9 protein-coding genes are annotated in these 13,955 nt (G+C 65.7%); 4 read left to right on the top strand and 5 right to left on the bottom strand.

Features of this window, described 5'->3' with window-relative positions; all coding sequences use genetic code 11:
- Positions 1-34: 34 nt before the first annotated feature.
- The 3 genes from PCJ21_RS13840 to PCJ21_RS13830 form a co-directional block, all read right to left on the bottom strand.
- Entirely contained in the window at positions 35-484 is a 450-nt protein-coding gene (locus PCJ21_RS13840; protein WP_269931992.1) for a thermonuclease family protein, read from the bottom strand.
- Between the two features lie 47 nt (positions 485-531).
- Positions 532-816 carry a PepSY domain-containing protein gene (locus PCJ21_RS13835; protein WP_442866014.1) on the bottom strand — a complete coding sequence of 95 codons (285 nt, stop codon included), beginning with the start codon at positions 814-816 and terminating at the stop codon, positions 532-534.
- A gap of 157 nt (positions 817-973) precedes the next feature.
- Positions 974-1,186, bottom strand: coding sequence for a DUF1674 domain-containing protein (locus PCJ21_RS13830; protein WP_269931991.1), 213 nt, complete (start codon positions 1,184-1,186; stop codon positions 974-976).
- 106 nt (positions 1,187-1,292) lie between these two features.
- Between PCJ21_RS13830 and htpX the strand changes: the two genes are divergently transcribed.
- The 4 genes from htpX to purH all read left to right on the top strand — a co-directional run bounded on the left by htpX (position 1,293) and on the right by purH (position 7,386).
- Positions 1,293-2,303: a zinc metalloprotease HtpX gene (htpX, locus tag PCJ21_RS13825; RefSeq protein ID WP_269931990.1), complete on the top strand. Its 1,011-nt coding sequence runs from the start codon at positions 1,293-1,295 to the stop codon at positions 2,301-2,303.
- Positions 2,261-3,700 carry an RsmB/NOP family class I SAM-dependent RNA methyltransferase gene (locus PCJ21_RS13820; RefSeq protein WP_442866013.1) on the top strand — a complete coding sequence of 480 codons (1,440 nt, stop codon included), beginning with the start codon at positions 2,261-2,263 and terminating at the stop codon, positions 3,698-3,700. Before htpX ends, PCJ21_RS13820 begins: the two co-directional genes overlap by 43 nt.
- A gap of 106 nt (positions 3,701-3,806) precedes the next feature.
- The gene (locus PCJ21_RS13815) at positions 3,807-5,537 is read left to right on the top strand and encodes a heparinase II/III family protein (protein WP_269931988.1); all 1,731 of its coding nucleotides are present in this window, start codon (positions 3,807-3,809) and stop codon (positions 5,535-5,537) included.
- A 232-nt stretch (positions 5,538-5,769) separates the two neighbouring features.
- Entirely contained in the window at positions 5,770-7,386 is a 1,617-nt protein-coding gene (gene purH / locus PCJ21_RS13810; RefSeq protein WP_269931987.1) for a bifunctional phosphoribosylaminoimidazolecarboxamide formyltransferase/IMP cyclohydrolase, read from the top strand.
- A 36-nt stretch (positions 7,387-7,422) separates the two neighbouring features.
- Here the strand turns inward: purH and PCJ21_RS13805 are convergent, their stop codons facing one another.
- Positions 7,423-8,799: an MFS transporter gene (locus PCJ21_RS13805; protein ID WP_269931986.1), complete on the bottom strand. Its 1,377-nt coding sequence runs from the start codon at positions 8,797-8,799 to the stop codon at positions 7,423-7,425.
- A 211-nt stretch (positions 8,800-9,010) separates the two neighbouring features.
- Complete coding sequence (locus tag PCJ21_RS13800) at positions 9,011-13,804, bottom strand: NAD-glutamate dehydrogenase (protein ID WP_269931985.1); 4,794 nt, start codon at positions 13,802-13,804, stop codon at positions 9,011-9,013.
- Between the last annotated feature and the right edge of the window lie 151 nt (positions 13,805-13,955).

The following is a 13,955-nucleotide window of genomic DNA, read 5'->3' as shown; positions in this document are numbered from 1 at the left end:
CATTCCGGCACGCGGCGGCCTGTGCCAGAACGGGTCAGCCGCACCAGCTGTCTCGCTTGCCGCCGCCATAGCGACGCACCAGGCCTTCGTCGAGCATTGCATCGCCGACTGCCGCGCCATTTCCGATTCGGACGTCGGCAAGCACGCGGCCGTAATACTTGGCACCGCCGATGTTGGAGAGGGAGACCGCGCCGCCAGACATCAGTTGCGCCAGCGCCTCGCGCGCCCTGACGGCGGCACTGCGCTCGGCCGGACAACGGCTTTTCATCTCGGGCGCGTCGATGCCGCGAATGCGGATGTTCACCCTCAGGGTCTGCCCCGGCCAGATATCGGCATCGGCAAGGAAAGTATCGCCGTCGATCACCTCGACGACGACGGCGCTGACCGGCCCGGCGAAAGCTTGGCGGCGTTTCGCCTCGGAAGGCAGCGCGGTCACTGCGGCGACAGCGAAAAGCGCGAACGTAGATACCTTGCGAATCCTCATTGCAAGGGATTTATTCCTATTTCATTGATCGTGCAATGCTGCGGTGGTCAGAGGCGCGGCTCGCCGGTCACCGGGTCTATCTTGATCTCAACCTTGGCCTTGTCCGTCGTGTAGTAGACGATGTCGTAATAGCCCTCGCTGTCCCATTCCACTTCGGAAACATAGCGGAACTGGTCGCGCTGCTGGATCTTCCCGATGATGTCGGACAGCTTCATCGCATCTTCCGGCGGGATGGGCGGCTCTTTCGTCTGCGCCCCGACCTGGGTAGCAACAAAAATGGCCGCCACCATGACAGCCAGGAACGTCGAATTCGTCATGGTCGAATTGGTCATGAATCATCCCCCTTGCGCAATAGGCGAAAGAAAACGAATGATACACGCTTCGGTTCCGCCGCATTTGGCAGCGCCAGCGTAAATCGGAGCCGGTCTTGATCGGGTGCAGGCCATCGGCAGCTTTGCACGTCGTTTTCGCCGCGCAGCGGATCGACAATCAGAAGTCGCTGGTCAGTCCCTTGATCTCCCAGTCGCCGTAGCGACCGGGTTCCTTGCCGCCGCGCCCGCCGATTTCACGCGGCAGCTTGGCTTCTTCCGCCTTGTAGGCCGCACGGCGCGCCTCGGCCTCGGCAAGCGCGCGCTGTGCCGCCGGGGTGAGCTGTTTCGGCGCCGGCTCTTCCGGCGCGCTCTCTGGCTTGGCCTCGCTCATCGAAATCCTCGGAAATGATTGAAACAAACACGGGTCTTTCCCATCATATAGCGAAGCGCGCAGCCAGGATCGACCCTGATGCCGGCGGAAAAGGACGGAGCGGACGATGAACATGATGCGGACGGCGATGCTTCTGGCGACCATGACGGCGCTGTTCATGGGCGTTGGCTATCTGATCGGCGGCTCGAGCGGCATGACCATCGCCTTCCTGATCGCCGCCGGCATGAACCTGTTCAGCTACTGGAACGCCGACAAGATGGTTCTGCGCATGAACCATGCCGTCGAGGTCGACGAACGCAATACGCCCGAATATTACGCCATCGTGCGCGGGCTCGCCGCCAATGCCGGCCTGCCGATGCCCAAGGTCTATCTGATCGACAACCCGCAGCCGAATGCCTTCGCCACCGGCCGCAACCCGGAAAACGCCGCCGTTGCGGCCACCACCGGACTGTTGCAGCGCCTCAGCCACGAGGAAGTGGCTGCCGTCATGGCACACGAACTCGCCCACGTGCAGAACCGCGACACGCTGATCATGACCATCACCGCGACCCTCGCCGGAGCGATCTCGATGCTCGGAAACTTCGCGCTGTTCTTCGGCGGCAACCGCGACAACAACAATCCGCTAGGCTTCATCGGCGTGCTGGTGGCGATGATCGTCGCTCCATTCGCCGCCATGCTTGTGCAGATGGCGATCAGCCGGACGCGCGAATATTCGGCCGACCGTCGCGGCGCCGAAATCTGCGGTAATCCGCTTTGGCTCGCCTCCGCCCTTGACAAGATCGCCCGCAACGTCAAACGCATCCACAATCCCGAAGCGGAGCGCAATCCTGCCATGGCGCCGCTCTTCATCATCAATCCCCTTTCCGGCGAGCGCATGGACAATCTTTTCTCGACCCACCCCAACACCGAAAACCGCATCGCCGCACTTCAGGCGATGGCGAATGAAGGTGTCCCGGCCCAGCGACAGGCGCAGCGACAAGCTCCGCAACAGTCGGCACCTTCAGGCGAAGGTCCGTGGGGAGGTCGTCCGGCACAGCCCCAGCAGCAGCCCGAAAAGCCCAGCCAATCCGGGCCATGGGGCCGCAATCCCTCCGGGCCGAAAGGCCCGTGGTCGTGAACGGCGAGCAGCGCGGCCGCCAGCCAAATCGCCAACGCCCTGGCAACAAGTCACTGAACAGGCCGGATGCACCGAACGCGCCCGGCCTTGCCGCACGCATGGCGGCGGCGCGCCTGCTTGCCGCCACCATCGACGCGCGCACCCCGCTCGACGGCCTGACCGACCATGAGCACGGCCACCCGCAATTCCGTGCGCTCGACATGCGCGACCGCGGCCTCGTCCGCGCCATTCTTGCAACCGCGCTTCGCCACCGTGTCACCATCGGCAAGCTGCTCTCGCGTCGCCTGGAAAAACCGCTGCCGGCCAACGCCACGGCCCTTTCCCACATCCTGAACGTCGCCGCCGCGCAGATCCTGTTCCTCGACGTCCCAGACAGCGCCGCCGTCGACCTCGCCGTGACACACGCCAAATCCGACCCGCGCACGGTGCGCTTCTCCGGCCTGGTCAACGGCGTGCTGCGCACCCTTGTCCGCGCCAAGGACGCCGAGCTGCCAGCGATGCTTGCCGAAACCGCCGACGCACCCGAATGGTTCGTCGAAAGGCTGACCACAGCCTACGGAGCGGAGCAGGCAGGCAACATCCTCGCCGCGCATCGCCTGGAATCCCCTGTCGACTTCACCGTCAAGTCCGATCCCGAAAAGTGGGCAGGGGAACTGGACGGCATCGTTTTGCCCACCGGCGCCGTGCGCATTGAAAAGCTGTCCGGGCCGGTTGCCGAACTGCCCGGCTACGCCGACGGCGCATGGTGGGTGCAGGACGCAGCCGCCGCATTGCCGGCCAGGCTGTTCGGCGACATCGAGGGCAAGCGCGTCGCCGACCTGTGTGCCGCGCCCGGCGGCAAGACAGCCCAGCTGGTTCTGGCCGGCGCGAATGTCGTTGCAGTGGAAGCGTCGAAGAACCGCCTGGCGCGCCTGTCGGTCAATCTCGAGCGTCTCGGCCTCCAGGCCGAAACGGTCAATGCCGACCTTTTGACCTACGAGCCGGCGGAGCTTTTCGACGCCGTGCTGCTCGATGCGCCGTGCTCGTCGACCGGAACTGTGCGCCGCCATCCGGACGTGCTGTGGACCAAGCAGCCAGCCGACATCTCCAAGCTCGCAGGCGTCCAGCGCAAGCTCCTCGACGGAGCGGTGAAACTGGTCAAGCCGGGCGGCCGGATCGTCTTTTCCAATTGCTCGCTCGACCCGGAGGAAGGCGAAGCGCTCGTCGCAGCCTTCCTGGCCGACCACAAGGGCAAGGTCGAGCTCGATCCTGTTCGCCCTGGCGAGGTCGCAGGGATCGACGAGTTCGTCACGGCCGATGGCTTCCTGCGCACCACGCCGGCCGGCCTCGACCTGGGCAACCCCGCCATCTCCGGCCTCGACGGTTTCTTCGCTGCACGGTTGTGCCGCGTGGCTTGAAAGCCCAGCCTAATTCATCCAGCGGTTGTTAACCCAAAATTCACTCTCGCGCCGGCGTCTGAAACCACTTAGTTTGGCCCCGGGCATGGGTGGTTCAGGAGGAAAATTGTCTCTCGCGGCGGACAGCACGACGCGCCTTTGGGCGCTCGTCGCCAAGGAGTTTTGGCGCAAGACGCGCCGGCGCCTGCGCGCCGGGCCGATCTATCGTTGGCGCTACTCCGGCCGCACGCCCGAACGCGTGCTGATCGCCCCGCCGGATCTGCGCCTCGCCGACCCGCAGATCGCGCTCGAAATCTACTACGGCCGCTTCCCGCTGTCGGGACATCTGGTAGAGACCGGCGGACAATCGCCATTCCTCGTCGACGTGCCCAACCGCGGCTGGCAGCGCAGCCTGCACGGCTTCCGCTGGCTGCGCCATATGCGCGCCGCGGGCACCGAGCTCGCCTCGGCCAATGCCCGCGCGCTGGTGTCCGACTGGATCGCGATGCACGGCAACCGTATCTCGGGTATCGCGTGGGAGCCGGCAACCACTGCCAAGCGCATCATTGCATGGCTGCAGCACTCGTCTGTCGTGCTGCAGGGTGCGGAATTTTCCTTCTACCGCGCCTTCCTGCGCTCGCTGGCGATGCAGATCCGCTACCTCCGCTCGGTCGCCAAGGAGATGCCCGACGGTAAGGACCGTCTGCGCGCGCGCATAGCCTTGTCCTTTGCAGCGTTGTCCTTGCCCGTTCCCGCGACAGCGCTGCGCTCGGCCACGCGCAATCTCGCCGACGAACTCGACCGCCAGATCCTGCCTGACGGCGGCCACATCTCGCGCAACCCGTTGTCGGTTCTGGAAATCCTCGCCGACCTTTTGCCGCTGCGCCACACCTATGCCAACCAGGCCGAGCAGCCGCCTTTGGCGTTGATCAATGCCGTCGAGCGCATGCTGCCGGCGCTGCGCTTCTTCCGCCATCAGGACGGCAGCCTGGCCCGCTTCAACGGCATGGGCGCGACCATCCACGACCGCATCGCCGCCATCCTGCGCCACGACGACACCGGCGGCGCGCCGCCATTGCATGCCACCCATTCCGGCTACGAACGGCTGTCGATGGGCGGCACCACTGTCATCGCCGACACCGGCACGGCGCCGCCCCTCGACGTCTCCTCGAACGCGCATGCCGGCTGCCTGTCGTTCGAGATGTCGTCGGGCCGCCAGCACTACATCGTCAACTCGGGCGTCGACACCTACGGCATCGCTGAACTGCGGCCGCTTGCACGCGCCACCGCCGCGCACTCGACCGTCACCATCAACGACACCTCATCGGCCAGCTTCGCCCATTCGCAGCGCCTGAGAGGCCTGGTCGGCAGTCCGCTCGTCGGCGGCCCGAAAGCGGTGCCGTGCCAGCGCATCGACAAGACGGGTATCCAGGGCTTCGTCGCCCGCCACGACGGCTACGCCCATCGCTTCGGCCTGCACCACGAACGCGAAGTTACGCTCTCGGCGGGCGGCAACATCCTGTCGGGCTTTGACCGCATCCTGAGTGGCTCCAACGGCGCCATCAAGAATGACGGGCGCGACTTCGTCACCGTGCGCTTCCACGTCCACCCCGACGTCCAGCTGTTCCGCGACCAGAAGGACCGGCTGGTGCTGACCGGCCCTGACCTCGACACCTGGGTCTTCGTCTCGCCGGACGTTGCGGCCGAGGTCGAGGAATCGATCTATTTCGCCGGGCTGGGCGGGCCGCGCCGCTCGCACCAGATCGTCCTGTCGTTCAAGGCCTCGGACATATCCGAAGTACATTGGCAGTTCTCGCGCACCCGCATCATCAACCGCCTTGAGGCCGAACGCGGCTGATCGGCGCGACAAGTCCTGCATTTCCAGCGGAAACCTGCGCTTGCTGCGCTCCACAGCTTGATTTCCAAGCCTCATATGCTAGTCCGCGCCCTTGCGTACGGTCGAAGATCGGCAGCGTTTTGCACATCGGGCTCGTGCGCAGACTGAAAGTACGCAGCGTCCCTTGCGCGTCCTGGCAATGGGCAGCGCTGTGGCAGCGTCTCTTATCCAAGCCGTGAAAGGCCCCCTCGCCATGGCCGTCGTGTCCAAGAAGATCCCCGCTCCCGACCTGGTGCCGATCCGGCGCGCATTGCTGTCGGTCTCCGACAAGACCGGCCTGATCGGCTTTGCCCAGAACCTGGCCAATGTCGGTATCGAGCTGGTCTCCACCGGCGGCACCGCGAAGTCCATCGCCGCCGAGGGCATCGCCGTCCGCGACGTGTCCGAGTTGACCGGCTTTCCCGAGATCATGGACGGCCGCGTCAAGACGCTGCACCCTTCGGTCCATGGCGCGCTTTTGGGCGTGCGCGACGATCCCGAGCATGTCGCCGCCATGGCCGAACACGGCATCGCGCCGATCGATCTGGTGGTGGTGAACCTCTACCCCTTCGAGGAGGTCCGCAATTCCGGCGCCCACTACGCCTCGATCGTCGAGAACATCGACATCGGCGGCCCGGCCATGGTCCGCGCCTCGGCCAAGAACCACGCCTATGTCGCCATCGTCACCGACCCTGCCGACTACAAGAACGTGCTCGACTCGATCGTCGCCAACAATGGCTGCCTGACCTACGAATTCCGCAAGAAGCTCGCGGCCAAGGCCTTTGCCCGCACCGCCGCCTACGATGCGGCGATTTCCGGCTGGTTCGCGGAAGCGCTCGAGATCGAGACGCCGGACTGGCGCGCCTTCGGCGGCAAGCTTGAGAGCGTCATGCGCTATGGCGAAAACCCGCACCAGTCTGCCGGTTTCTACCTGACCGGCGACAAGCGCCCGGGCGTCGCCACCGCAACCCAGCTGCAGGGCAAGCAGCTCTCCTACAACAACATCAACGACACCGACGCCGCCTTCGAGCTCGTCGCCGAGTTCGATCCGGTCCGCACCGCCGCCGTCGCCATCATCAAGCACGCCAACCCCTGCGGCGTCGCCGAGGGCGAGACGCTCAAGGCGGCCTATGAAAAGGCGCTGGCCTGCGATCCGGTTTCGGCATTCGGCGGCATCGTCGCGCTCAACCGCACGCTTGACGCCGAGGCGGCCGAGGAGATCGTCAAGATCTTCACCGAGGTCATCATCGCCCCCGACGCCACGCCCGAAGCCCAGGCCATCGTCGCCGCCAAGAAGAACCTGCGCCTGCTCGTCACCGGCGGCCTGCCCGATCCGGATCGCGCCGGCGTGGCGGTGAAGTCGGTTGCCGGCGGCCTGCTCGTCCAGTCGCGCGACAACGCCGTTATCGACAATCTCGAGCTTCAGGTCGTGACCAAGCGCCAGCCGACGCAGCGCGAGTTGGAAGACCTGAAGTTTGCCTTCCGCGTCGCCAAGCATGTCAAGTCGAACGCCATTGTCTACGCCCGTGACCTGTCGACCGTCGGCGTCGGCGCCGGCCAGATGAGCCGCGTCGATTCGGCCCGCATCGCCGCCCGCAAGGCGATCGATGCGGCTGAAGCCGCCGGTCTGGCGGAACCGCTGACGAAGGGCTCGGTCGTCGCCTCCGATGCCTTCTTCCCCTTCGCCGACGGCCTGCTGTCAGCCGTCGAAGCCGGCGCCACCGCGGTCATCCAGCCGGGCGGCTCGATGCGCGACGACGACGTCATTGCCGCTGCCGACGCCCATGGCATCGCCATGGTCTTCACCGGCGTCAGGCACTTCAGGCACTGAAGTGGTCTTCTCCTTCTCCCCCCAGGGGAGAAGGCTCTACTTCGTCTCGTCCGCCGGATAGGGCGTCGGCAGCAACACCAGCAGCCCGCCCAGCAAGAACAGCACGATCATCGCCATGCCGAGGCGTGGCGATCCGCTGGCCGCAGTCACCGTCGCCACCAGGAACGGCGCGAGGAAGCTCGTCGCCCGCCCTGACAGCGCATAGATGCCGAAATAGCGCCCCGCCTCGTCGGCCGACACCGAGCGTGCCATGTAGGAGCGCGACGACGCCTGCACGGGACCGAAGGCAATGCCGACCAGCATGCCGAATGCGACATAGGCTTTCTCCGCCGGCGTGCCGAACAGCCCGCCGGTATCGACGCCTGGCATCTGCCACAGGCCGAAGATCGTGTACCCGGGTCCGGTTGAGACGATGCCGATGGTGGCGAGCGTCAGCAGCACCAGCGCGATCAGCACCACTGTCTTCGAGCCAAAGCTGGTGTCCAGGCGGCTCGCCACGAGGCAGCCGAAGATGGCAACGACGTTCAGGATGATGCCGTAGATGCCGATCTCGGTGATCGACCAGCCGAACATCGCCGCAGCAAACGCGCCGCCCAGTCCGAGCAGCGCATTGACCCCGTCCTGGTAGATCATGCGGGCGACAAGAAAGCGGAAGATGCCTGACCGCTTGCGCACGTCGCCCAAGGTCGACTTCAGCTCGCCCAGGCCCTCGCGCACGGCCGGGCCGATGGCCATGCCCTTGCCGCTGTCGGGCGTGAAGAAGAACATCGGCAGGATGAAGATGAAATACCACAGCGCCGAGATCGGGCCGGTGGCGCGTGCATCCTCGCCGGTGGCCGAATTGAGCCCGAACAGCGGCTCGACGCCGATGATCGTCTTTCCCGTCTCCGGCGAGGCCGCGAGAAAGCCGACAACGAAGATCAGCACGATCATGCCGCCGAGATAGCCGAGCCCCCAGGCGATGTTGGAGATCTTGCCGATATCCTCCTTCGCCACCAGCCGCGGCATCATCGAATCGTTGAACACGATCGAGAACTCGGCCGCCACCGATGCCAGCGAGAACAGGAGCACGATCGGCACCAGCGGCGATCCGGGTGCTGCGTACCACAGCAGGCACAGGCTGATGATCTTGATCGTCGCGAAGAAGGCGATCCAAGGCTTGCGCGGGCCCGTCTGGTCGGCGATCGAGCCAAGCACCGGCGACAATATGGCGATGACCAGGCCTGCGGCGGCAATGCCATAGCCCCAGGCCGCTTGCCCCATGGCCGGATCGGTGGCCATGCGCGAAACGAAGTAGGGGCCGAAGATGAACGTGGTCACCACGGTGAAGAAGGGCTGCGCTGCCCAATCGAACAGCATCCAGCCCCAGACGCCGCGCCGCGGCGTTTGCCCGGCAATCACTGTGTCAGCCATCGTCCCTCCCCGCGCCCGCACTGCGCGCCGCCCGAAGCTAGTGCATGGCCCCCAAAACCGAAACCGTTTTTCGGTGGTGGCCAACTCCCGATCCAAAACTGCGCTGCTTGCCGCGCCAGTTCATCAGGATCACGCATCGTCGCGGCCCGACTGGCAATGCGACGCGTGGAAAATGCCTGCCGCGACGGACGCGGCAGGCATCGCGGAAGCGTCAGCGCGCCGACAGGTCGCTCATCAGGCCAGCGGCAACCGTCAGGCGCGAAACGCTGATATCGCCCCCTTCGGTCAGCGCCTGGAGCCGCTCGCGGATGCGGCCGATGCGCTCGCCGCCCGCTTCCAGCCATGCCGCCACCGGATCGGCAGCACTCGCGTGCCCGGTCAGCGCCGCAACCGCGATCCCGCGGCGCGCTGCACCGATGGTGTCGGATGCACGCGACAGCGCCAGCCCCTCGTAATAATCGGAGGTGGTGATGGCATTGGCGGCATCTTCGATGCGCGGAATGCGGAAGGCCTCGCTGACGGCAAAAAACGCCATGGCCGCGGCAACGATGTCAGCCTTGGCCGTCTTCGCCACCAGCGCGATGTCGGGCACCAGCTCGCCGACTTCGAGCAGCGACAGCCGCTCGGCCAGCTTTTCCGGCGCGCCGGCGGCGACGAACCCCGCCTTGCGCTTCTGGATGCGGTCCTGGGTGAACGCCGGCACCATGCCGGCGAACTTCTGCTCGAGGGCCGAGCGCGCCTCGTGCAGTTCGGCGATCCGGCTCGCCAGCGGCGCTTCGTCATGATCGTTGCGCAGATACCAGCCGCTGGTCGCGAAGATCAGGCGGCTGACCGCCTGATAGAGGTCGAGCTGCGTCATGCCGTCGACGACGTTGTCGAGCGCGTCGATCTCGGCATAGAGCGCCGGCAGCGAAAAGCCATCGCGCACGACGGCAAAGACGCGCGCGACATCGGCAGCCGACCTGCCGCTCGATTCCTGCAGGCGGTTGACGAAGGACGGGCCGCCGCGATTGACCAGGTCGTTGACCAGCACGCGCGTGATGATCTCGCGGCGCAGCCGGTGGCCGTTGATCTCGGCTTCGTATTTCTTCGACATCCGGTCGGGGAAATAGCCCATCAGGTCGCGTGTGAACTGCGCGTCGTCAGGCAGGTCGCTGGCGACGATGTCGGAGAACAGCACGATCTTGGCATAGGCCAGCAGCACGCCGAGCTCGGCCCGCGTCAGCGGCTCGCCGCGCGTCTGGCGCTCGGCAAGGGCAGCGGCGGTCGGCAGGTTTTCGACCGCCCGGTCGAGCAGTCCACGCGCCTCGAGCGCACTCATGAAACGGCCCTGGTGTGCGATGTCCTGCAGCCCGCGCCGCGCCGCCAGCGACAGCGCCAGCGTCTGCTCGTAGTTGTTGGCAAGTACCAGGCCGGCCACTTCCTCTGTCATCTCGGCCAGCAGCTTGTTGCGCGCCGGACGCTGCAGTGCGCCGGAGCGCATTGCCGACGCCAGCGCGATCTTGATGTTGACCTCGACGTCGGAGGAGTTGACGCCGCCCGAATTGTCGATGGCGTCGGAGTTGCAGCGGCCGCCCTTGAGGCCGAACTCGATGCGCGCCCGCTGGGTGGCGCCGAGATTGGCGCCCTCGCCGATGACCTTGGCGCGGACCTCGCTGGCGGTGGCGCGGATCGCGTCATTGGCGCGGTCGCCAACCTCCTGGTTGGTCTCGCCGCTGCCGCGCACATAGGTGCCGATGCCGCCGAACCACAGCAGGTCGACAGGCGCGCGCAGGATGGCGCCCATGATCTCGGTCGGCGAGGCGGTCGCCTTGTCGAGCCCGATTGCGGCAGCCGCCGCAGCCGGCAGCGTGACCGATTTCTGCGCCCGCGAGACGATGACGCCACCGGCCGACAGCTTCGACTTGTCGTAGTCCTGCCAGCTCGAACGCGGCAGGGCGAACATGCGCGCACGTTCGGCAAACGACGCCGCCATGTCCGGATCGGGATCGATGAAGATGTCGCGGTGGTCGAAGGCGGCGATCAGCCTGGTCTGCTCGGACAGCAGCATGCCGTTGCCGAACACGTCGCCCGACATGTCGCCGACGCCGACGACGGTGAAGGGCGACGTCTGGATGTCGCGGTTCATCTCGCGGAAGTGCCGCTTCACCGCTTCCCAGGCACCGCGCGCGGTGATGCCCATCTTCTTGTGGTCGTAGCCGGCCGAGCCGCCCGAAGCGAACGCATCGTCGAGCCAGAAGCCGTGCTTCTCGCTGATGCCGTTGGCCGTGTCGGAGAAGGTTGCGGTGCCCTTGTCGGCGGCAACGACGAAATACGGGTCATCGACGTCGCGCCGCACCACGCCGACAGGCGGAACCACCTTGTCTCCGTCGAGATTGTCGGTGATCGACAGCATCGACGAGACGAAGTTGACATAGGCCGCCTTGCCGGCCTCGAAGATGGCGTCACGGCTGCCGCCCACCGGCAGCAGCTTCGGGAAGAATCCGCCCTTGGCGCCGACCGGCACGATGACGGCGTTCTTGACCTGCTGCGCCTTGACCAGGCCGAGCACCTCGGTGCGATAGTCCTGGGCGCGGTCCGACCAGCGCAGGCCGCCACGCGCGACAGAGCCGAAGCGCAGATGCACGCCCTCGACTTCAGAGCCATAGACGAAGATTTCGCGCCATGGCCGCGGCTCGGGCAGTCCCTCGACGCTGCGCGAATCGAGCTTGATCGCCAGCGACTGGCCCCTGTCCTTCTTGCCGGCGACGAAGTGGTTGGTGCGCAGTGACGCCTCGATCAGGTTGACGTAGCGCCGGATGATCGTATCGTCGTCGATGTTCGGAACCGCTTCGAGCGCATCCTTGATCTTGGCCTTGAGGTGCTTGGCCGTGACCAGTCCGTCCTTTTCCTGCGTCGGATCGAGCCGGGCAAGGAACAGCGCATGCAGGCCGCGCGCGATATCGGGATAACGGTTCAGCGCTGCCGCGATGAAATCCTGGCTCTGCGGAATACCGGCCTGCTGCAGGTAGCGGCCATAGGCACGCAGGATGACGATCTCGTTGGAGCCGAGCCCGGCCGTCTGTGCCAGCGCGTTGTAGCCGTCATTGTCGGCTTCGCCGGTCCACACCGACAGGAACACCTCTTCGAACAGCGCACCGCCGTCGCTGAGATCGATCGGCTGGCCGTAGGCGTTTTCCAGCTCCATGTCGTGGATGAAGATCTGGTCCTCGCCCTTTTCGCCGAGCTCGAAGGTGCGCTCGCTGATGACACGGAAGCCCATGTTCTCGAGCAGCGGCACGCGCCGCGACAGCGCCACCGGCGCGCCGTGGTGATAGATTTTCAGCGACGCCTGTTCCGGTGCCTGGCCGGCATCGCGATAGCAATCGATGACGATCGGGTTGGACGCACCGACGCTGGCGATCCGCTCGGCGTCGAGCAGGGCGGCGGCCGGCGTGAAGCTGTTCTGGTAGTCCTGCGGGAAATGGCTGGCGAGGCTGACCAGCGACGCCGACGAGCCGGCCTCGGCCGAGGCTTCGCGAAGGCCGTCTTCCCAGGTGCGCACCATGTCGCGGATGGCGGCCTCGATCGTTGCCTGCTCGACCTTCGGGGTCTTGCCGCCGGAGCGCCCGATGATGAAGTGCACCCGCGCCAGCCCGCCCTCGGGGAAGGCCGGGTAATAGGCCGACAGCCTGCCTTCGAAGACAGTCTTGAGATAGGCGCCGATCTTTTCGCGCACCGCCGAATCGTAGCGGTCGCGCGGCACGAAGGTCAGAACCGAGACGAAGCGGTCGAACTGGTCGACCCGCACCAGCGCCCGCACCCTTGGCCGCTCGATGAGGCCGAGGATTGCCTCGGCATGCTTGCGCAGCGTCGGCACCGCGATCTGGAACAGCTCGTCACGCGGATACGATTCGAGCACGTTGATCAGCGCCTTGCCGGAATGGTCGGCAGGATCGAAGCCCGATTTCTGGATCACCGTCTCGGCCTTGGAGCGCAGATAGGGGATCTTCATCACCGAGCGCGTGTAGGCGGTCGAGGTGAACAGGCCGACGATGCGCAGTTCGCCCGACAGCTGGCCCTTGGCGTCGTAGGTCTTGATGCCGATGTAGTCGAGATAGGCGCGGCGATGCACTGCCGACTTGGCATTGGCCTTGGTGACGATCAGCGGGTCCGGACCATGCAGGAAGACGCGGATCTCAGGTGTCGTCGACGTCGCGTCGATGGTGTCGCGGCGCAGCACCAGCACGTCGGGATCAGCGAGGATGCCCAGGCCCGGCCTGTCGGCGCGTTCCAGCGTGCCGCTCTTTTCGCCGCCCGAATACTTGAACTCGCGCATGCCGAGGAAGGTGAAGTTGTCGTCGCGCAGCCATTCTAGGAAGGCGATGGCTTCCGTCACCAGGTGCTTGTCAAGAGGGATCGGCGCGTAGCGGAACTCCGAGATGGCCTGGTCGAGCCTGGCCAGCATGCGCTTCCAGTCGGTCACCGCGGCGCGCACCTGGCCGAGCAGCTTCTTCAGCCGCTCGCGCAGCGCCTCGGCCGCTTCCTTGCCCTGCGGCGGAATGTGGACATGAATGACGCTGACCTTGTCGGCGGCGTCTTCGCCCTTGTGCGAACCGCCATCGCTGACGATCTCGTCGACACCGGTGCGGCCATGGCGGACCATGATGACAGGGTGGGTCACCAGCACCGGTTCTCCCGCCGCGTCGGTGATCTCGCCGAGCACCGAATCGAACAGGAATGGCATGTTGTCGTTGACCACGGTCACGACCGTTACCGGACGACCGTGGCGGATCACGCCGGCGTCCGTTTCGATGTCGATCACCGACGAACCCTTGCGGTGCTTGTGCACCGCCTTTTCCGCCAGCTCCGCCGCCCGTTCGAGCATGCCGGGCTCATAGTCGGCGGCGTCCTCGGCCGGCGCGCGCGCGAGCAGAAGTTCGAGCAGTTGCGGCGGTTTGGCTGAGGTTTTCGTGGAGGGGGTTGCCTTGGCGGAACTTGCCTTGGACTTCGTGGATGCGGCCATGACGTCAGTATCTCCCGTCCCGTCATATGCTTTCGGGCTATGGTAGCAGAAGGCCTGTCTTTAGCGACAAAGGTTTGACGGAAGGTTGGCAAAAATGCCTGTACGGTGGGCAGAAATTGCCTGCAAAACAGGCTGACGCAGCGTCCTCAAG

This window comes from Aminobacter sp. HY435 (genome assembly GCF_027568395.1).
Classification (GTDB): domain Bacteria; phylum Pseudomonadota; class Alphaproteobacteria; order Rhizobiales; family Rhizobiaceae; genus Aminobacter.
Note: the sequence above shows the minus strand (reverse complement) of the source record. Positions and strands in the feature narration are given on the sequence as shown.